At 66.1% G+C, this 20,324-nt stretch carries 16 protein-coding genes; 3 read left to right on the top strand and 13 right to left on the bottom strand.

Annotation, left to right across the window (positions count from 1 at the left end; all coding sequences use genetic code 11):
• The gene (locus tag BLT40_RS13750) at positions 1 to 2,895 is read right to left on the bottom strand and encodes a bifunctional diguanylate cyclase/phosphodiesterase (RefSeq protein ID WP_079522822.1); all 2,895 of its coding nucleotides are present in this window, start codon (positions 2,893 to 2,895) and stop codon (positions 1 to 3) included.
• A gap of 266 nt (positions 2,896 to 3,161) precedes the next feature.
• Here BLT40_RS13750 and BLT40_RS13745 point away from each other — a divergent pair, with 266 nt between their 5' ends.
• Positions 3,162 to 4,121 carry a hypothetical protein gene (locus BLT40_RS13745; RefSeq protein WP_090354060.1) on the top strand — a complete coding sequence of 320 codons (960 nt, stop codon included), beginning with the start codon at positions 3,162 to 3,164 and terminating at the stop codon, positions 4,119 to 4,121.
• Positions 4,122 to 5,116: 995 nt separating this feature from the next.
• On the opposite strand, the gene BLT40_RS13740 is transcribed toward BLT40_RS13745, so the two are convergent.
• The 5 genes from BLT40_RS13740 to BLT40_RS13720 all read right to left on the bottom strand — a co-directional run bounded on the left by BLT40_RS13740 (position 5,117) and on the right by BLT40_RS13720 (position 9,721).
• Positions 5,117 to 6,025, bottom strand: coding sequence for a DUF4097 family beta strand repeat-containing protein (locus tag BLT40_RS13740; RefSeq protein WP_090354057.1), 909 nt, complete (start codon positions 6,023 to 6,025; stop codon positions 5,117 to 5,119).
• A gap of 24 nt (positions 6,026 to 6,049) precedes the next feature.
• Positions 6,050 to 6,472 (bottom strand): hypothetical protein, encoded by a 423-nt coding sequence (locus BLT40_RS13735; protein ID WP_079522442.1) that lies wholly within the window; start codon positions 6,470 to 6,472, stop codon positions 6,050 to 6,052.
• Positions 6,469 to 7,023: an RNA polymerase sigma factor gene (locus BLT40_RS13730; protein WP_036115678.1), complete on the bottom strand. Its 555-nt coding sequence runs from the start codon at positions 7,021 to 7,023 to the stop codon at positions 6,469 to 6,471. Before BLT40_RS13730 ends, BLT40_RS13735 begins: the two co-directional genes overlap by 4 nt.
• 190 nt (positions 7,024 to 7,213) lie before the next feature.
• Positions 7,214 to 9,004, bottom strand: coding sequence for a phosphoenolpyruvate carboxykinase (GTP) (locus BLT40_RS13725; RefSeq protein ID WP_090354054.1), 1,791 nt, complete (start codon positions 9,002 to 9,004; stop codon positions 7,214 to 7,216).
• A 126-nt stretch (positions 9,005 to 9,130) separates the two neighbouring features.
• Entirely contained in the window at positions 9,131 to 9,721 is a 591-nt protein-coding gene (locus tag BLT40_RS13720; RefSeq protein WP_036115672.1) for a TetR/AcrR family transcriptional regulator, read from the bottom strand.
• 140 nt (positions 9,722 to 9,861) lie between these two features.
• Between BLT40_RS13720 and BLT40_RS13715 the strand changes: the two genes are divergently transcribed.
• Positions 9,862 to 10,737 (top strand): alpha/beta hydrolase, encoded by an 876-nt coding sequence (locus BLT40_RS13715; RefSeq protein WP_090354052.1) that lies wholly within the window; start codon positions 9,862 to 9,864, stop codon positions 10,735 to 10,737.
• Between the two features lie 63 nt (positions 10,738 to 10,800).
• Complete coding sequence (locus tag BLT40_RS13710) at positions 10,801 to 13,272, top strand: acyl-CoA dehydrogenase (RefSeq protein WP_090354049.1); 2,472 nt, start codon at positions 10,801 to 10,803, stop codon at positions 13,270 to 13,272.
• 615 nt (positions 13,273 to 13,887) lie between these two features.
• Here BLT40_RS13710 and ptsP read toward each other — a convergent pair.
• The 7 genes from ptsP to BLT40_RS13675 form a co-directional block, all read right to left on the bottom strand.
• Positions 13,888 to 15,642, bottom strand: a complete 1,755-nt coding sequence (gene ptsP, locus BLT40_RS13705; RefSeq protein WP_079522446.1) for a phosphoenolpyruvate--protein phosphotransferase — start codon at positions 15,640 to 15,642, stop codon at positions 13,888 to 13,890.
• Between the two features lie 32 nt (positions 15,643 to 15,674).
• Positions 15,675 to 15,944 carry an HPr family phosphocarrier protein gene (locus BLT40_RS13700; protein ID WP_079522447.1) on the bottom strand — a complete coding sequence of 90 codons (270 nt, stop codon included), beginning with the start codon at positions 15,942 to 15,944 and terminating at the stop codon, positions 15,675 to 15,677.
• On the bottom strand, positions 15,937 to 16,329 hold the full coding sequence (locus tag BLT40_RS13695) for a PTS sugar transporter subunit IIA (protein ID WP_043692529.1): 393 nt from the start codon (positions 16,327 to 16,329) through the stop codon (positions 15,937 to 15,939). The genes BLT40_RS13700 and BLT40_RS13695 overlap by 8 nt, the downstream gene beginning before the upstream one ends.
• Positions 16,330 to 16,367: 38 nt before the next feature.
• On the bottom strand, positions 16,368 to 17,249 hold the full coding sequence (gene rapZ / locus BLT40_RS13690; protein ID WP_176167863.1) for an RNase adapter RapZ: 882 nt from the start codon (positions 17,247 to 17,249) through the stop codon (positions 16,368 to 16,370).
• Positions 17,250 to 17,269: 20 nt separating this feature from the next.
• Complete coding sequence (hprK, locus tag BLT40_RS13685; RefSeq protein ID WP_036115660.1) at positions 17,270 to 18,220, bottom strand: HPr(Ser) kinase/phosphatase; 951 nt, start codon at positions 18,218 to 18,220, stop codon at positions 17,270 to 17,272.
• A gap of 116 nt (positions 18,221 to 18,336) precedes the next feature.
• A complete protein-coding gene (raiA, locus tag BLT40_RS13680) occupies positions 18,337 to 18,690 on the bottom strand; it encodes a ribosome hibernation-promoting factor, HPF/YfiA family (protein ID WP_036115658.1) in 354 nt (117 codons plus the stop codon).
• A gap of 122 nt (positions 18,691 to 18,812) precedes the next feature.
• On the bottom strand, positions 18,813 to 20,300 hold the full coding sequence (locus BLT40_RS13675; protein WP_090354046.1) for an RNA polymerase factor sigma-54: 1,488 nt from the start codon (positions 20,298 to 20,300) through the stop codon (positions 18,813 to 18,815).
• Positions 20,301 to 20,324: the final 24 nt, after the last annotated feature.

Here is a 20,324-nt window from a genome sequence, read left to right as displayed (position 1 = left end):
TCAGGCATCCAGCGACAGTGGCGCTCCCAGCCACTTGCTCGCTGGCTGTGGCTGCGCGAACAGAAACCCCTGACCGAACCGGCAGCCGATGCGCTGCAGCACCCGCATCTGCGATTCGGTTTCGATGCCCTCGGCGATCACCTGCATGCGCAGCGAGTCCGCCAGCGCCTGGATGGCCCGGACGACCGCCGTGCTATGCGCCTGATCGTCTTCCGCCGGAAGCTCGATGACAAACGAACGGTCGATCTTCAGCGTCTCGATCGGATACTGATGCAGATAGCTCAGTGACGAGTACCCGGTACCGAAGTCATCCAGCGCGATGCCGACACCGTGCTCGCGCAGGTGCTCGAGAATGCGTTTGACCTGCGCGGGATTCTCCAGCAGCGCGCGCTCGGTCACCTCGACGCGAATGCAGCGCGCGGGTACGCCGTGCTGCGCGAACAGGTCCAGCAACCGCTGGTCGAGATCGGCCGAGCGGAAATGACTGCCCGACACGTTGATGCTGATGAAGCCCTCGTCGCGCGTGAGCGCACGGGCCTGTCGCGCCACCTGCTCGAAGATCTGCCAGTCGATGGCTTCCGAACAACCGGTGTCCTCGGCAACCGCGAGGAATTCGCCGGGCGGCAGCAAGCCGCGCTCGGGATGGCGCCAGCGCAGCAGCGCCTCGTAGCCGACGACGCGCAAGGTAGCCAGTTCGACGATCGGCTGGAAGAACGGCACGAATTCATTGCGGGTGATCGCCCGCCGAAGGTCGCCCTCGAGCTCGAGCAGTGAAAGCGCTTCACGGCGCAGGCGATCATCGAAGACGGCGGCGCGATGGCGTCCCTCGTCCTTCGCGCGATACATGGCCGAGTCGGCGTCGCGCAGCAGTTCTTCCGGTCGCGTGTATTCGGGCGTCGGCAGCGCGATACCGATGGATGCAGAGGTGAAGATCTCCTTCGCGCCCAGCCGGAAGGGCGTCTGCAACTGCGCGATGATGCGCTCCGCGATGTGCGTGGCCGCCTGCGGATCGGTGATGCCCTCGACCAGCACGGCGAACTCGTCGCCGCCCAGGCGCGCGACGACGTCGCGCGTCTTCAGGCAGGCACGCACGCGCCCGCCGACCTGAAAGAGGAGATCGTCGCCGACCAGGTGCCCGACCGAGTCGTTGATCACCTTGAAGCGGTCGAGGTCGATGAACAGCACGGCGAACAGTTCGCCCGGGTTCTCGCGGTAATGGTTGAGCGCCTGCTCGAGTCGCTGCAGGAGCAGCGTGCGGTTGGGCAGGCCGGTAAGCGAGTCGTGCAGGGTTTCGTATTTGAGCCGGCGTTCGACGCGTTCGCGCTCGGCGATCTGCTCGCGCAGGTCGCGGTTGGCCAGCGCCAGGGCACGGGTACGCTCGGTGACGCGTCGCTCGAGGCTGGCGTAAGCCTGCTTCAGCGATTCGGTCGTGTACTTGCGCTGCAGCGCGTTGGCGATGTGGTAGCTGACGAAGGTCAGCAATTCCTGGTCGCGCGCGCTGTACGTGTGTTCGGGCGAATAGCTCTGCACCGCGAGCACGCCCATCGACTTTTCGTTCCAGATCAGCGGAACGCCCAGCCAGTGCAGTGAGCGCGCGCCGCTGGTGGACAGGACCTGGTCGCGATTGAGGCGGTCGATCTCGTCGCGATCGGCCAGCAGCGCCTTGCCGTTACGCAGCACGAATTCGGTGAGGCCACGCCCCAGCTCGCGCGGCTCGCGCACGCCGTCGAGTTCGTCGACGGAGTAGGGGAAGGTCAGCTTGTTCTGATCCTCCGAGAGCAGCGCGATATAGAAGTTGCGCGCGTAGAGCAGGCCGCCGATGACGCGATGCACGGCGGCGTAGAAGTTCTCGATACTGTCCGACGTATTGGCCAGCTCGGCGATACGGAACAGCGCCGCCTGCAGGCGTTCGCCGCGCTGGCGCTGCAGGACCTGCTGACGAAGCACACGGTTCGCCTCGCGCAGGGCGGCGGTTCGCGTGGTCACGCGTCGCTCGAGTTCCTCGTGCGCCTGGCGCCGTTCGAGCGCCGTCTGCACGTGCTGCGCGACATAGGTGAGGAGTTCGCGGTCGTTTTCGGTGTAGCGCGTGTCGTCGCGATAACTCTGCACGACCAGCGCACCCACCACGTCGTCACCGCGCTTCATCGGTACGCCGAGCCAGTCGTCACTGGGCGGGCCGATCGCCACGCGCGGACCCGGGAGGCTCTTTTCCAGCTCGGAGCTGGCGCCCATCATCGAACGCCCGCTCTGCAGTACGTGCCAGGTCAGCGAATTCTCGATCGCGTCGATCAGACGGATGCCTTCGGGATCCGGCATGTCGTCGTCGACCGTATCGACGAAATACGGAAAGCGTACGGTCCGGTTTTGCGCGTCGTAGAGGACGATGAAGAAGTTCTCGGCATACATGAGGCTGCCCACGATGCTGTGCAGCGCACTCATCATGTCCTTCATGTTGTGCTCGGCACCCGCCTGCTCGGCAATGGCGTAGAGCGCGCGCTGCAGCCGTTCAGCCTGCGCGAGGCGTGAGATCGCCTCGTAAAGATTGGCGGTCTCCGCAAGCTGGCGCAGTCGGGCCGAGGCAAGCCTGCCCAGCCAGGACACCATGTCGGTCCAGGCGGAAGCGTCCCGGTCGTCGGTGCCGAAGCCCAGCGTGCGACCGGACTGCGGGTCGACAGCGAGGTCCAGCGTGGTGCCGGCCGCCATCGGCGCATCGTCGACACGTAGCCATGCGACCCGGGCATCGGGCAGCAAACAGCGCGCGAACGCCTCGCACTCGTCGCGGACCCCATCGGCATCGGCCGCTCTCAGCAGGCGCTCGACGGCGTCATGCAGCGGCTCGACCTCCCCGGTGCCGGGCGTTTGCGATGTCGGGCTTTGGGATGGAGCTATGGTCATCGCCTGACGAAGATTCCGGTCGTGGTCGGGCCAGTCTATATGCGTTAACGCAGCCGTGCGAAGGCCCTCGCAGGTTGCTGAACCCGTTGCGCCCCACGCGCCCCGGTTCCTCCCGTCGTACTAAACGGCAGGTAATCTTTTTCCTGAACCTCGACCCTCCCGGGGTGTTAGTAAAAAGTAAAACGGGGTATAGTCGGGTCGTTCTCGCCGGGCTGAAGGCGAGGGCACGGGGAGGAAACCTTCAGCCGCTTACGACCAGACCCGACATGCGCCGATCCTTACTCACGTTGCTACTTCTGATGCCGCTCGCCGCGGCAGGTCAGAGTGCGCCGGTGGGTCCGGACGCCACGGCGTCCCGTCTGCTGGCCAAGCAGCCCGACGCCTACGCGCAGACGAGCCAGGGTTCCTTGCCGCTGTGGCGCGCGCCCGATGGCCGGATGCTCGCCATCCAGGTTGACGATCGCGCCGATCCCAGCAAGCCGCTGGCCCTCCACGCGGTCGATGCCGGCCCGTTCCTGTCCAGTGGCCTGCAGTACGATCTCGGCCCGCGCCTCCAGGCCCATGCCAGTGTCAGCGGACAGGGCTGGGCCAACTCGGCCGAATCCTGCGCCGCCGCGGCGCCGGGTGGCCTCGACAACCGTTGCTACACGCCGGGCGCGCCGCCGCGCATCGTCGGCAGCGAAGTCGGCGCGACCTACCGTGGTACGGGTTACAGCCTCGGTCTGGGGGTTGGCTCGAGCCGTCCGACGGGTGGTGGCGCGGCGCTCCCGCGCGTGCTGCCGGGCCTGTCGACCGCATCGGGCCTTCCCATCAGCGCCCTTTCGTCCAGCACCGAGCTCAATGCCCATGGCAGGGTCGATCTCGGTGCGCGCAGCGGTATAGACGTCGGCGCCAGCGTCGGCCGCATCCGCCTGCTGCCGGGCAATCTGCTGGGCATCGGCTCGGTCGACCAGAAAGCGCTGAGCTTCGGCGTCGATCGCGGCTCCGTGTCGGGCGCCATCACCGGCCGCACCATGCAGCCGGAAGCCAACATCGTGAATGGCCTGAACCCGGATCGCCGCTGGAGCGCGGTGGACCTCGGCGTCACCTTCCGCCTGCCATGGCGTGGCGAGCTCTCGGTCGGTGCACAGAACGTCTGGTCCTCGGGCAACGCCCCCGCGACCCCGGCGGGTCCCGAGCCTGACTCCTCGCGAACACCTTACGTCCAGTACCACCAGGACCTCTGAACGAACCCGCCGCAAGGCGGGTTCTTCGTTTATGGCGCTGCGGATGGCAGCCCATCCGGTGGACGCCGGCCCTGCTGACGATCCCGCGGCGGCTGGCCGGCTTGGCGGCAATGGCTGGGCTCGGCTTGCGCCATCGCGTTTGGCTTTGTCGCGGCGTGTCGTGTCGTGTTGGAGAGCCGGCGGGGGTGACCCTCGCGGCCACGCCTGCGGCGACCCCTCAAGGAAGGGCCGCTATCGCGGCCGTATGCTTATTGCGCTACGGGCGGGGTCGGGCTTCGCCTGGGGGTTTTCGAGTCGGCTGTCCCTGCCTCCCCGAAAACGGCCGGTCATCCCTGACCGGCCCCGCCTGCGCGGCCTTGTCCAGTCGAAGCCCTCGCCTGCGGCTACCGGCCTCGAGGGTCACCCCCGCCGTCTCTTTGGTGTACTGAGGTGGGTTGGTGGTCGAGCGGGGTGTGGCTTCTTCGCTTCGTTGGCTTTTCGCGCGCAGGGCGCGCTCCTACAGGCCGCCATGTATCCCCCCATTGCGGTCGCCGTGCGGTAGGAGCGAACCCTGTTCGCGAACCCTCAGCCTTACTAAGGCGAACGAGGCCATGCACCCCAGGCAAGCGAGCGTTCCCAGCCAACGAAGCGAACCGCCGCTCGACCCCACGCTGCCTCAGTCCCCGAAAGAGCCGGCGGGTGCCACCCTCGCGTCCGGTAGCCGCAGGCGAGGGCTCCGACTGGAAGAGGCCCGCAGGGGGCCGGTCAGGGATGACCGGCCGTTTTCGGGGAGGCAGGGACAGCCGACTCGAAAACCCCCCGTCGGAGCCCGACCCGGCCGAAGGCCATTGAAATACGGCCGCGGAGCGGCCCTTCCCTGAGGGATCGCCGCAGGCGTGGACGCGAGGGTGGCATCCGCCGGCTCTTCAACGCGACACCGCACGCCGCGACAAAGCCAAAGGCGATGGCGAAGCCGAGCCGAAAAAACAACTCCGTCCTTCACCCATCGAAGCGCCTCAGCGCCCCTGGCCCCTCAATCGCACGTCGCCGCTGAACGACTCGACGTGAATGAAACCGTTGCCACCGCCCAGGGTGGTCTTCAGCTCCTTACCCGGACCATCGTCACCCTTGGACGGGCTGCCGAAGTCGCTGCGGATCTCGCCGCTGAAGGTCGAGGCCTCGAGCTTTGCCGAGGTGTCGGTCGGCAGCTGCAGCTGGACATCGCCGCTCATCGAGTCGACGTTGATCTTGCCGTCGCGTGCCGGGCCACCGGTGACCTGGGTGTCCCCGGAGACCGTGCTGAAGCTCGCTTCCTTCCATGGACCGCCACCGATCGTCATGCGGCCGGAGACCGTCTGGGCCTCGACGCGCTCCGTGACCTGAGGTGCCGTGATGTCGCCGGAGACGGTCTGCAGTTCGGCCTTGTCCGAACGACCGGCGAGGTCGATCGTGCCGCTCACGGTCTGCATGCTGACGTTGGGTGAGCGCAGGTTGGCGCGAATGCGACCGCTCACGGAGTTGATGTCGATCTTGCCGCCGTCGAGGCCGTCGACACTGACGGGGGCGCTCACGACATTGATATCGACGGACACGCCGCGCGGCACGCGCACGTTGAGTACCGTGGGCTGCATGCGGGTGTCGTTGCCCCAGCTGAACCAGTTGCCTTTCTTCTCGTCGCCATCGACATGAATGTCGACGTTCTGGTCGTTGCCTTCGATCTCGAGCGGACGGGCGCCGTCGCCGAGCGTGCCGGAGACCTGCACCTGGTTCTTGTCCCAGGCGGTCACGGTGACTTCGCCCTTGACGTTGTCGATGCTTACCTTCGCGGTCGGACGGATGTCTTTCGACAGGTTGATCGGTGTCGAGGCGAATGCCTGACCGATCGAGAGCGCCAGCAGCAGGGGAGTGAGGTAGAGCGTTTTCATAGCGGTTTGTCCTGGCTGTTCGCGTTAGCCGGCTTGCTTTTCAAAATTGCGCAGACGATCGCGCTGGCGTTCGGTGCGTAGCAGCAGGCGCTGCAGCGCGGGTGAGTCGGGGGAGTCCTTCATGGCCTGAGTGAGCTCCATGTGGGCGGCGTCGAGTTCGACCGCCGCGCCGGACAGGCGCGGATCGGCCGGCTTCCAGGCCTGCGTCGTGCTGGCCATGCCATCGCTGCCGGTGGGCCTGGCCAGATGAAGGCCGACGCCGCCGCTCAGGACCGCGACACCGGCGATGGCGGCGGCCATTAGCCAGGGCTGTGCGCGACGCCGGCGCGGCTGAGCGATCGCAGGCGCTTCGCCGAGGCGGGCGTCGATATCGGCCCACAGGTCGCGATGCGGCGTGACCGGGCGGTTGAGCGAGCGCATCTGGCGCAGATAGTCGAGTTCGTTCATGGCGTCTCTCCCAGTGCACGGCGGAGGAGCCCGCGCGCACGGTGTAACTGTGCTTTTGAAGACCCCACCGCCATGCCCAGCTCGATGGAGATCTCTTCGTGTTTCCAGCCTTCCACGTCGTGCAGTACGAGGACCGCGCGGGCTCGCGGTGGCAGTGCCGCGATGGCCTTTTCCAGCTCGTCGCGCTCGATGGCGCGGACGGGATTGTCGGTGGACGTGATGTCCGGCAGATGTTCGTCGTCCATGATGGTGACGGGGTCGGCGTTGCGGGCGCGTATGGACATGAGTGCGACGTTCACGGCCAGACGGTAGACCCACGTGCCGAAGGCGCTTTCGAAGCGGAAGCTTTCCAGCTTCTGCCAGGCGCGGACGAAGGCCTCCTGGGTCAGGTCTTCCGCACGGGCGTGATCGAAGGCGGCCAGGCGCAGTACCGCGCCGTAGACCCGGTCGGCGTGCCGACGGTAAAGCGTCTCGAAAGCCTTGCGGTCGCCACCGATCGCCGCGCGCACGACGTCGTCATCGGTCGATGCGACGGGCAGCTCAGGCTGCATGAAGGACGTGGCGGCGAGGCATAGGGCATTCATCTTGCCAGCTTGGATGCGGGCAAGGGGAAAACGGTTTAACAGGGGGCGGCCACGCCGCCACCGTTGGAGCGCGCCCTGCGCGCGAAGGGCATGCCGTAGTCAGGCCGCGTCGGGGGCGGCCTTCGCGCGCGAGGCGCGCTCCTACAGGGCGCTGGCTCTAGGCTACATGGGTTTCCCGGGTCTCCATGGCTTTCTGCAAAGCCTCGCTGACGCGTACCCGCTCAGCTTTCAACCGCGCCGGCATCCGTTCGCCAAACCCATCGAGATAAAGGTCGATCGCCCTGAGTTCTTCGGACCAGCCCTCGAGATCGACGTGGAGCAGGTCGTCGAGCGTCGCGGGCGCAACGGTCAGTCCATTCGTATTGAGCTCGCCCTTCGCGGGAACCACCCCGATCGGCGTCTCGACACCCTCGGCCTTGCCGGCGACCCGCTGAATCATCCAGTCCAGTACCCGCAGGTTCTCGCCATAACCGGGCCACATGAAACGCCCTTCGCCATCCTTGCGGAACCAGTTGACGTGGAAGATCCGCGGGAGTTTCGCGCCCGGCTTGTCGAACGACAGCCAGTGCGCGAAGTAATCGGCGAAGTTGTAGCCGCAGAACGGCTTCATCGCCATGGAGTCCCGACGAAGCACGCCGACCGCACCGGTCGCCGCCGCCGTGGTTTCCGACCCCATCGCCGCGCCAATCAGTACGCCGTGCGCCCAGTCTTTCGCTTCGAAGACCAGCGGCACCAGCGAGGGGCGACGTCCGCCGAAGACGATGGCCGAGATGGGGACGCCTGCCGCGTCTTCCGACTCCGGCGCCCAGCTCGGGCACTGCCTGGCGCTGACGGTGAAGCGCGAGTTGGGATGCGCGGCAGGGCCATTGGCATGATCGAACGCGCGGCCTTGCCAGTCGGTCACCGGCTCGCCGTCGCCGAGGCCTTCCCACCACGGCCGGTTGTCGGCGGTCAGCGCGACATTGGTGAAGATCGCATCGTGTCCCAGGGTCTCCAGCGCGGTCGGGTTCGTACCCGCGCTCGTGCCCGGTGCGACACCGAAATACCCCGCCTCGGGATTGATCGCCCAGAGGCGCCCATCGGCACCCGGCGTCATCCAGCAGATGTCGTCGCCCACGGTCCAGACCTTCCAGCCCGCCTTCCGGTAACCCTCGGCCGGAATCAGCATGGCCAGGTTGGTCTTGCCGCAGGCGGATGGGAACGCCGCGGCGATGTAGTGCTTCTCACCCTGCGGGTTCTCGATGCCGACGATAAGCATGTGCTCGGCGAGCCAGCCTTCCTGACGTGCCTGATAGCTGGCGATGCGCAGGGCGTGGCATTTCTTGCCGAGCAGCGCATTGCCGCCGTAACCGGAGCCGATCGACTTGATCGACAGCTCCTCGGGGAAATGCATGATGAAGCGGCGTTCCGGGTCCAGGTCGCCCGTCGAATGGAGTCCTTTGACGAAGCGACCTTCGCGCTCGATCCGCGCCAGGGCAGGGGCGCCCATGCGCGTCATGATCCGCATGTTGGCGACGACGTACGGGCTGTCGGTGATCTCCACGCCGCAGCGGGACAGCGGCGAGTCGATCGGTCCCATGCAATAGGGAATTACATACATGACGCGCCCGCGCATGGCGCCGGCGAACAGGGCGTCGATCTTCGCGTGCGCGTCCGCAGGCGCCATCCAGTGATTGTTCGGACCGGCATCGTCCTGCTTCGGCGTGCAGACGAAGGTCAGGTGTTCGACGCGCGCGACGTCGGACGGATGCGAGCGATGCAGATAGCTGCGCGGGTTGGTCGCCTCGTTCAACGGCACGAGATCGCCGCTGGCAAGCATCGTCTGGATGAGGTCGGCGTATTCGCCTTCCGAGCCGTCACACCAGCGAACGGAGGCGGGGTCGGTCAGCCTTGCGACCTCGTCCACCCATCGGTTCAATGCTTCAAGAGAACTGCCGTTCGAACGCATCCGTTGTGGTCTCCAGGTAAAAGTCCCTGAAGACAGTAGTTTGCGCTTCGTGGTATTGGCAAGGCACGGCGCAACAAATCGAGCCGTACCCCTGTAGGAGCGCGCATCGCGCGCGACCCTCTCGCCTCAGTCGTTCACATGCGCCGGCGTCAACGTCGCAATCATGTGCTCGACATACGCATCGAACTCCTCATGACTCAGGCGCGGCAGACCCAGCGTGAAGTTGAGCTGCAGGAACCCGACATAGGCGGCATACGTCAGCCGTGCACGGTGCAGCGCCACCACGGGATCCAGGCCCGCTTCCTGATACAGCCGCGTGAGGAACTCCATACGCCGCTGCGACACGCGCGACATCACCGGCACCACCTGCGGATGATCCAGCGCTTTGAGCAGGGCCGCGTAGACGCGATGCGGCTGCATCTCGTGGGCCACGCGGCGAAAGAGCTCCGGAAAGCGCTTCAGCGGGTCAGGGATGCGCTCGATCTCGGCCAGCACCTCGCGTTCGCCGTACTCTTCCCAACGCTCCAGCGCGGCCTGAAGCAGGGCTTCGCGCGTGCGGAAGTGCCAGTAGAAGCTGCCCTTGGTCACGCCGAGCCGGCGCGCGAGCGCCTCGACGGCGAGGGCGCCGACGCCTTGCTCGGCGATAAGGGCCAGGGCGCCGTCTTCCCAGTCTTCGGCGGAGAGGCGGACTCGTTCGTTCTTGGCACCGTCGTTCATCGGCGCATGGTAGCGGAGCCGTCGCCGTTTGCAATCCGTGCCCTTCGGTGCATGCTGCATAAGACCTTGACTTGGCTGTTATTGCATGACCGTACGCGGGCGTATTGACGCACCCGTCGACCCGCTACATACTCCGCCGTATGGTTGCCGATCCCGTCCACATCAGTTCCGCCAAGGCGAGTCTCGTCTCGATCGACGGGATCGTGCTCGCGACCGAGCGCTGGCCGGGTGAACGCTCGCCGGGGCTGCTGTTCGCTCACGGCTTCGGGCAGACCCGGCACGCCTGGACCGGCGCGGCACGTACGCTGGCGGCGCAGGGCTTCGATGCGACCACCTTCGACGCCCGGGGTCACGGTGAGAGCGAGCGTGTCCCGCGAGGCGAATACCACATGGAGCAGTTCGTCGGCGACCTGCTTGCGGTGGCCGGCGTGGCGACCTCGCCGGACGGCCGGCCTCCCGTCCTGGTCGGGGCCTCGATGGGTGGTCTGCTCGGCCTGATCGCGGCGGGCGAGTCCGGCGGGGCGTCGCCGTTTTCGGCGCTGGTCCTCGTCGACATCACGCCGCGTTGGGAAACCGCCGGGGTCGAACGTATTCTCGGCTTCATGCGTGCGCACCCTGACGGTTTCGCGAATTACGACGAGGCGGCCTCGGCCATCGAGGCGTACCTGCCGCAGCGCCGCGAGCGCAAGACGGAGTCGCAGCTGAAGCCGCTGCTGCGGCCGGGTGGTGACGGACGCCTGCGCTGGCACTGGGATCCGGCTCTGCTCGACGGCGTGGTGGCCGAAAGCGAGCGCTACCAGCCGCGGCTTTTCGAGGCCGCCGCCAACGTCGACGTCCCCGTGCTGCTGCTTTCCGGTACGCGCAGTGACGTCGTCTCCAGCCACACCGTGGAAGAATTCCTTCGCCTCGTGCCGCATGCGCGCCACGTGGCACTGCATGATGCGACCCATATGGTCGCCGGCGACGCAAACGACGCGTTCACCCGCGAGATCGCGCGCTTCATGCTCGAGCTTTGATCCACCGTTTCACGCATTGTCTATCCGCTGTTTCCACTGTTCGACTGTAACGAGGTGATTCCGATGTCTGCGATCCTGGTTGTGCTGGCGGCGCTCATCGCCTCCGGTGCCTGCGCTTACCACCGCACGTCCCTGAAGACGTGGGCCATCGCCACGGGTGTCACCATCGTCGTCGTCGGCTTGCTTGCCGGCGCGCCGGTGACCACCGTCGTGCTGCTCATCCTGCTGGCGCTCATCGCCGCACCGCTGCTGATGGTGGATTTCCGCCGCAAGAAGATCAGCGCACCGCTGCTGTCGATGTTCGCCAAGGTGACGCCGAAGCTGTCCGATACCGAACAGACCGCGCTCGAAGCCGGCACCGTCGGTTTCGAGGGCCAGCTGTTCTCCGGCAAGCCGGAATGGTCGGAACTGCTCCGCCAGCCGAAGCCGGAACTCTCGACCGAAGAGCAGGCCTTCCTCGACGGCCCCGTCGAAGAACTCTGCAGCATGATCGACGACTGGCAGATCACCCACGAACTGGCCGACCTGCCGCCGAACGTCTGGGAGTTCATCAAGAAGAACAAGTTCTTCGGCATGATCATTCCCAAGAGCTATGGCGGCCTCGGCTTCTCCGCGCTGGCTCACTCGGCCGTGCTGCAGAAGCTGTCCAGCATGTCGCAGACCGTCGCCTCCACCGTGGCCGTTCCCAATTCGCTCGGACCGGGCGAGCTGCTGATGCACTACGGCAGCGACGAGCAGAAAAACCATTACCTGCCGCGTCTGGCCGACGGCCGTGAAATCCCGTGCTTCGCGTTGACCGGCCCGTACGCAGGTTCGGACGCCACGTCGATTCCGGATTTCGGCATCGTCACCAAGGGCATGTGGAACGGCGAAGAAACTGTCGGCATCCGTCTCACCTTCGACAAGCGTTACATCACGCTGGCGCCGGTCGCGACCATCGTCGGTCTGGCCTTCCGCATGTACGACCCGGACAAGCTGCTGGGTGAGAAGGAAGACCTCGGCATCACGCTGGCGCTGCTGCCGCGCGAAACCCCGGGGCTGGAAATCGGCCGTCGCCATTTCCCGCTCAACACTCCGTTCCAGAACGGTCCGGTGCACGGCAAGGACATGTTCGTGCCGCTGTCCGTCCTCATCGGCGGTCCGCACATGGCCGGCCAGGGCTGGCGCATGCTGGTCGAGTGCCTGTCGGTGGGTCGCGCCATCTCCCTGCCGTCCAACGCCACGGGCGCGTCGCGCATGGCGGTCTCGGCGACGGGCTCCTATGCCCGTATGCGCAAGCAGTTCGGCCTCGCCATCGGCCGTTTCGAAGGTGTGGAGGAAGCACTTGCCCGTATCGGCGGCCTGACCTACGCCATGCAGGCGCTGTCGCGTGCCACGGCCGCCGCGGTCGACCGCGGTGAGAAGCCGGCCGTACCGTCGGCGATCGCGAAGTATCACGCCACGGAATGGTGCCGCCAGATCGCATCCGACGCGATGGACGTGCACGGCGGCAAGGGCGTCATCCTCGGTCCGAAGAACTATATGGGTCGCGGCTGGCAGTCGGTGCCCATCGCCATCACGGTGGAGGGCGCGAACATCATGACGCGCAGCCTGATGATCTTCGGTCAGGGTGCCATCCGCTGCCATCCTTATGTCCTGAAGGAAATGCAGGCCCTCGGTATCGCGGACTATCGCGAGCGTCTGAAGACCTTCGACAAGGCGCTGTTCGGTCACATCGGTTTCGGCTTCTCCAACGCGATCCGCAGCTTCGTGCTGGGCATCACCGCGGCGAAGATCGGCGACACCGCGGGCGATGCGTACACCCGTCGTTACTACCGCAAGCTCAACCGTTACTCCGCCGCGCTGGCACTCTGCGCGGACGTCGCCATGGGCGTGCTGGGTGGAAAGCTTAAGTTCAAGGAAAAGCTGTCGGCCCGTCTGGGTGACGTGCTTTCGTACCTCTACATCGCCAGCGCGATGCTCAAGCGCTACGAAGACACGGGCCGTCCGGAAGCGGATCGTCCGCTGCTGGCGTGGGCGTTCCACCAGTGCGTGTGGAACATGCAGATGGCGCTGGACGGCGTGATCCGCAACTTCCCGGTCCGCCCGGTAGCCTGGCTCCTGCGTGCGCTGGTGTTCCCGTTCGGTCGTCGCGAAGTGCCGCCGTCGGATCGCCTCGGCCGTCGCGTCGCCGCGCTGATCACGGCGCCCAGCGAAGCCCGCGATCGTCTGACCACGTGGAGCTACCTGACGCCAACGCAAAACAACACGGTCGGTCGCATGAATGCGCTGCTGCCGGACGTCATCGCCGCCGAGCCGGTGGAGCGCAAGTTCGTCAAGGCGCTCAAGGGTGGTCAGCTGAAGGCACACACGTACAACGAGCAGCTTGCCGAAGCCGAGAAGCTGGGCGCCATCAACGCCGCGGAGCGCGACCTGCTGCAGCGTGTGCGTGACGGTGTCGCCGAGTTCATCTCGGTCGATGACTTCGACAGCGAAGAGCTGCGCGCGAACGTGGTGCGCAATGCGGAAGCGATGAAGAAGGTGCGCGCGGCATAAGTCGTTCGTATCGCTTCACGGAAAAGGCCGCGAGCGATCGCGGCTTTTTTTTTCTTCTGGTGCGGGGCTCGGCTTCGCCCTCGCATTCGCTTCAAAGCCTCGCCTTAGGGCAGGGGCGTCGCCGGCTGCCATTTCTGTCGCTAAGTCCTCCTACGGCCTTCGCCTTCGTGCGGAAGCGCTCCAGAAACGGCAGCCGGCGACGCCCCTCCTACCGTTGAGGCAAACCGGCTCATGTAGGAGCCGGCCCCGCTGGCGATTCACTCCGCCGCGAGTTGTCGCACGCCAAAACGCAACGCGTGCCACCGTCGCTCGCACGATGAACCTCATTGGCCCGTCTGGACGCCGGGGGGTCTTCAACCGTGTCTGCGAACGATCTCTTCGTGCTCGCCCTTCAATTTGATGCCACGTTCGAGGGGAGTCGTCGGCTGCCGTGCCTGGAGCGCTTCCGCACGAAGGCGAAGGCCGTAGGAGGACGTAGCGACAGGCATGGCAGCCGGCGACTCCCTTGCCTCAGCGCGCAAGGACGAAAGCGATGGCGCAGCCGAGCCCTGCGATCGACCAGACTGAGGTGCATTGGGTCGCGAGCAGGCTCGCTCCTACAGTACAGCGGTAATCCTAGCTTTCGGCGCAGCCGTCCTGCAGCGCTTCGACTTCCTGCAGCCGCGCTTCGACATCGTCGCGGGTGTGCGCACGGAACAGGCGCGGCGCCGCACGCCGGAGCGCACGGCAGTCCAGCTGCGTCAGCCGGTCGCGAACCTGCAGCAACTGTCCCGGGTGCATGCTGAACTCCTCCAGCCCCATCGCCAGCAACAACGCGGTGAACTGCGTGTCTCCCGCGATCTCGCCGCACAGGCTTACCGGTTTTTTCGCGCGGCGGGCGCTGGCGATGACATGCGCGATGAGGCGCAGGAACGCTGGCTGGAGCGGATCGTAGATGCCGTCGAGCGCGTCGTTGTTGCGATCGGCGGCCAGCACGTACTGGGCCAGATCGTTGGTGCCGATCGCGAGGAAGTCGGCCTTCTCGAGGATCGATGTGACGCCGATAGCGGCGGCGGGTACTTCGATCATGGCGCCGATGTCGAGGCGCTCAGGCAATTCCTGACCGGCGCGGGCGAGGTCTTCGCGTGCCTTCTTGATCAGCCGTCGCACCTCGGTCATCTCACCGAGGTGGGTGATCATCGGTACCAGGATGCGCACGGGGCCGTAACAGGCGGCACGCAGAATGGCGCGCAGCTGCACGCTGAAGATGTCGGGATAGCGCAGCGACAGACGGACGCCGCGTACGCCGAGTGCCGGGTTGTCTTCGCCGCGGATCGCGAGTCCGGCGGAGTCGGCCTTGTCCGCACCGAGGTCGAGCGTGCGGATGGTGACCGGGAGGCCACCCATGCCGAGGACGACGTCGCGATAGGCGACGAACTGCTCTTCTTCCGAAGGCAGGCCGCGCTGGCGCAGGAACAAAAATTCCGAACGGTACAGGCCGACGCCGTCGGCGCCGCGCGAGCGGGCGAGGGTGATATCGCCGGCAAGCTCCGCGTTGGCATACAGGCGGACGTGAGCACCGTCGCGGGTCAGCGTCGGCGCTGTGGCCAGCGCGGCGAGGCGACGGCCCTCCGCGGCGGCCTGGCGCTGCCACTGGCGGTAACGGGCGAGGTCCTGGGCGGTGGGATGAACGATGACTTCGCCGTGTTCGGCGTCGATCAGTACGAGGTCGTCGTCGTTGATCGTCGCCAGCGCGTCCTTCGTGCCCACCAGCATGGGCAGGTTGAAGCTGCGCGCGAGAATCGCGCTGTGCGAGTAGATGCTGCCGGCGCTGGCGATGACGCCGAGCATGCCCTGTCCCGCCATGCTGGCCATATCCGCCGGAGCGACGGTATCGCTGACGACGATCTCGCCCACGCGGGCGGCCAGTTTGCGTTCTTCGCGGCTGGACTGTTGGAGCAGGGCGGACATGACCCGGCCGATCACCTGGTCGATGTCCTCGCCGCGGCTCTTCAGGTAGGGGTCGTTCATGGCGTCGAACACCGCCGCGAGACGATCGCGCTGCATCTTGAGCGCGGCACTCGCGGTGTAGTGACCGACGGCGACGAGTTCGTCCAGGCCGCGCAGTAGTTCCTCGTCATCGAGCAGCAGACTGTGCGCGTCGATGAAATCGCCGACTTCGCGGGCCAGCGCGCCGTGCAGCTTGCCACGCAGCTCACGCAACTCCGTGCGGGCGGTATCGATCGCCTTGTGCAGGCGCTCGATCTCGGGAGCGATTTCGTTGTCCTCGAGCATCCGCGTGTCGACGGCGTAGATGCTCGGCTGGACCAGACGCGCGCGACCGAGGGCCATGCCCCGGGCGGCTTGCGTGCCGGTCAGCACGTATCTCATGGGGGGCTCGTCCTGTGCGGCGGCATCATCGTTCAGGCACCCTCGTCGAATTTGCGATCGAACAGATCGACCACGGCGTTGAGCGCGGCTTCTTCATCTTCACCCTCGGCGCGCACGACGAGCGAGGTGCCCATGCCCGCGGCCAGCATCATGACGCCCATGATGCTCTGCGCGTTGACTTCACGCCCCTTGCTGATCAGCCATACCGTCGACTTGAACCCCGCCACCAGCTGTACGAGCTTGGCTGAAGCACGAGCGTGAAGGCCCAGCCGGTTGGATACCACGATGTCCCGTTCAAGCATGGTCGATGAAGATCCCTCCGCGACCGCCAGCGGCCGCGATGTCGGCCAGTTCGGTCAGCGATTTTTCCGAATAGTTGAGGACACGAAGCAGCATCGGCAGGTTGAGGCCGGATACGCAACGCAGGTGGACGCCCAGCTCGGCCAGCGAGAGGCCGATATTGCACGGGGTGGCGCCGTAAAGGTCGGCGAGCACCAGCACGCCGTCACCGTGGTCGAGGTCGCGCGCATGCTTCGCGGTCAGCGTCCGCATGACGTCCGGATCCGAACTGGGTGGAACCTCGACGGCATCGACTTCGAGTGGCAGCTTGGGCATGACGTGGCGGGCCGCCGAAATCAGCGCCTTGCCGACGGCTTCGTGGGTCATGAGGAGGACGCCGACGCTCATCGCCCGGTTTCTCGTACTGGCATGGGCTGGGTCATGGCTCACTCTAGCTCGCGATGAAAGGTAAGTACGTTGCCGCGTTCCGAGCGGAAATGCTGGGCCAGCTTCTCGACCAGATAGACCGAGCGGTGACGTCCGCCCGTGCAGCCGATCGAGACCGTGACATAGCTACGATCCTCGCCCTCGAAGCGCGGCAACCAGGTGTCGAGCCAGCGGGCGACGTCCGCATAGTACTCGCCCACGAGCGGATTCGCGTCGAGGAACTCGCGTACGGGGAGGTCCCGGCCCGAGAACGGGCGCAGGCGGGGGTCCCAGTGGGGGTTGGGCAGGCAGCGGGCGTCGAAGACGAAATCGGCGTCGGAGGGCAAACCACGGCGGTAGGCGAACGACTCGAAGAGCAGTGTCGTGCCGTCCGAGGCGGCGGCGTATCCCGTGGCGAACAGCCGTCGCAGCTGATGGACGTTGAGGTCGCTGGAGTCGATGACTTTTTCCGCGATCGAGACCAGGGGCCGCAGCAAGCGGCGCTCTTCGGCGATGGAATCGGCCAGCGAGAGTTTTTCCGCCGCCAGCGGGTGACGGCGGCGGGTCTCGGAGTAGCGCTTGATCAGGACGTCGTCGCGGCTGTCCAGGAAGATCAGATGGACGTGGACGCCCGCCGTGGAAAGCTCGGAAAGCACGTGAGGCATGCGCGAGAGGTCGATGCGCCGGTTGCGCACGTCGACGCCCACGGCGATGCGACGGCGCGGTCCGTGCTCGCCCTGGCTGACGGCGGCGACGAGCTGGGGAATCAGCTCGGCGGGCATGTTGTCGACGCAGTAAAACTCGAGGTCTTCCAGCGCACGCAGGGCGACCGTCTTGCCGCCGCCGGACATACCGGTAAGGACGACCAGATGGATGGCGCCAGGTTCGACGATGGGGCTCATGGTTTGCTCGGTCACGTCGGTCACCACGGCGGCAGGCGGCGCATCTGGTGCGCCTGCCGGTCGATGAAGGTTTGTGCGGGATCGATGCCCTTGCTCTTGAGCACGTGATTGCGCACGGCCGCCTCCACCAGCACCGCGAGGTTACGGCCGGGAGCGACGGGAATGGTGATCTTGGGCACGTCCACATCCAGCACGTTACGCCGGCTGACGTCGCCGGTAAGGCGGGTCATCGCGTCGATGTCTTCACCGGAGGTCAACGGCTTGAGGTGCACGACCAGACGCAGGTATTTCGATGGCTTGACCGCCGTGTGGCCGAACATCTCGCGGATGTTGAGCACACCCAGGCCGCGCACCTCGAGGAGGTCCTGCAGCAGCTCGGGGCAGGCGCCGTCTATGACGTCTGGCGCGATGAGGGTGAATTCGGTCGCGTCGTCGGCGACCAGGCGGTGGCCGCGACTGATGAGTTCCAGCGCCAGCTCGCTTTTGCCGGAGCCCGGGTCGCCGGTGATCAGCACGCCGATGGAAAACACCTCGAGGAAGACGCCATGAAGCGTGACCCGGGGTGCGAGCGTCCGCGCCAGGTGGTACTGCAGATACGTGAGCAGCTCGTGGCCGCGCTTGGTGCTCTGCCACAGCGGTGTGTCGGTTTCTTCCGCGACTTCACGCAGGTCGGAGGGGATCGACTGATCTTTCGTGACGATCAGCGCGGCCGGCTGGTAGGCGGCGATCTTGTGGATGACCTCCCAGCGCTGGCGCGATTCGAGGCCGTCGAGGTAGTTGAGCTCCTCCGTGCCGATGATCTGCACCTTGTTCGGGTAGATCACGTTGAGGTAGCCGACCAGCGAAGGACGGCGGCTCTGCTTGGCATTGGGCTCGAGCACGCGGGCCTCGCCGCGCATGCCGGCGGCCCAGCGAAGCGCCATACGTTCGTAGACGCCGTCGAAGAGTTGTCTGGCGGTGAGCCGATCCACGCGTGTGATCCCTTTAGATGGCGAAGCCGGCGTGAGGGCGCCGGCTGGGGCTATTGTGCCATCAACACGCGGGAGGAGGCCCGGCGGCGCGCGCGAGCGGCCGCCGGGCGCTCGCGTCAGTCGGTGCTGGCAACGCGCGCGTCGCGGCCTTCGGCGTTATGGTGATCCTTCAGCTTCTCTTTGTGCTTGCGAAGCTGGTCGGCGAGTTTGCCGATCATGGCGTCGATGGCGGAATAAAGGGTGTCGCCCTTGTTGTCGTCTTCCAGGCGGGCCACGCCTTCGCCATGGAGCCGGGTGCCGGCACAGTGCAGGGTGCCTCCGGCCTTGTGCTCGTTCTTGTCGACGGAAAGGACCACGTCGAGGGCTTTGATATTGTCGAAAAGGCGTTCGAAGCGGCCGATTTGCTGTTCCACGCGCTCGCGCAGAGCGGGGGTGATATGGACGTGCTGGCCGCTGATCTGGATTTGCATGACGCCTCCTTCTTGCTGAGGGTGTCGCCTTATGGCGACGAGATCGGAACGGCGGGGTTGCCGCTCCTCAAGCCTGAACTGATGAGACCGTGGACCTCCGCCGGGGTTCCCCCCGATGTTTCTCAACCTGCGCGAACGCGTTCGCTGGAGCTGGGAATTCGCATCGCTTCACGGTACTTGGCGACCGTACGGCGTGCGACCTGAATTCCGCGTCGATGGAGCTCCTCGGCGAGGGCCTGGTCGGACAAGGGGCGGCGTGCGTCCTCGCCCGTGATGAGCTTGCGCAACATGGCCTGGATGGCGGTGGCGGATGCGCTGCCGCCGTCTTCCGTCGCCACGCCACTGGAAAAGAAATGCTTGAGTTCGAAGGTGCCGCGCGGCGTGTGCATGTATTTCCGGGTGGTGACCCGTGAAATCGTCGATTCGTGCATGCCGACTTCTTCGGCGACCTCACGCAACACCAGCGGATGCATGGCCTCGGGGCCGTAATCGAGGAAGGCGCTCTGGCGGCGGACGATGACTTCCGCGACCTTGGTCAGGGTTTCGGCGCGCGACTGCAGACTCTTCAGCAACCAGCGGGCTTCCTGCAGCTGGCCCTTCATCCAGGTGGCGTCGTCGCCGCGCGCGCGGGCGATGAGGTTGCAGTAATGCTGGTTGAGCCCCAGCCGGGGCTGCGCGTCGGCGTTGAGGCTGACCGTCCAGCGACCCGCTTCCCGCCGTGCGTACACATCGGGCGCGACGTATTCGACGGGCGTGGCATCCAGCGCGGCGCCCGGGCGCGGATCGAGGCTGCGGATCAGCGCCGCGGCGCTGGCCACCTCGTTCTCGGCGGCCTTGAGCCGACGGGCGATCTTGACGCTGTCGTTTCGCGCGAGGAGCTCCAGCTCTTCAAGGACGATACGGATCGCCAGGTCGCGGAACGGTGTTTCGGTCGAAAACTGCGAGAGCTGGCAGAGCAGACAGTCGCGCAGATCGAGGCTGGCGATGCCGGTGGGATCGAATCGCTGCACGCGCTGGCGTACCGCTTCGATCTCCCCGGCACTGGCCCGCAGTTCGGCGGGCAGCGCGACTTCCACCGCCTCGACCCCGTCGCGCAGGTACCCGTCCTCGTCCAGCGCGTGGATGATCGCGGTGGCGATCGCGTGGTCGCGTGGGGAGAACTGGGAAAGATTGAGCTGCCACTCCAGGTGCTGCTGGAGGCTTTCCGGCGCGGCATTCTGCGGCTCGAAACCGTCTTCGTCACCACCGTTCGAACGCGATGGGGCGCCAGCGTAGTCACCCGCCTCGCCGTGGAAGCGATCGTCATCCCACTCCGGGGCGAGTTCTTCGGACGGGGTGGCGGTGGACTCGTCCTCCTTCGAGGACTTGGCCGGGAGCTCCTGGCGGGACGGGAACTCCGCGTCGAAACCGTTCTCGTCCGCGGCGTCGCCGTCGGCATCCGCGTCGGATTCCGCATCTTCGGCAAACTCGAGCAGCGGGTTGCTCTCCGCGATCTGGCGGAGTTCCGCTTCGAGCTCCAGCTGCGACAGCTGGAGCAGACGAATGGCCTGCTGTAGCTGCGGGGTCAGCGTGAGCTGCTGATGCAGGCGAAACTGAAGTCCGGGTTTCATGCCTTCGATGCGTGAGGTGTCGAA

The sequence above is a fragment of the Dyella sp. 333MFSha genome, assembly GCF_900102405.1.
Lineage (GTDB): Bacteria > Pseudomonadota > Gammaproteobacteria > Xanthomonadales > Rhodanobacteraceae > Luteibacter > Luteibacter mycovicinus.
Note: the sequence above shows the minus strand (reverse complement) of the source record. Positions and strands in the feature narration are given on the sequence as shown.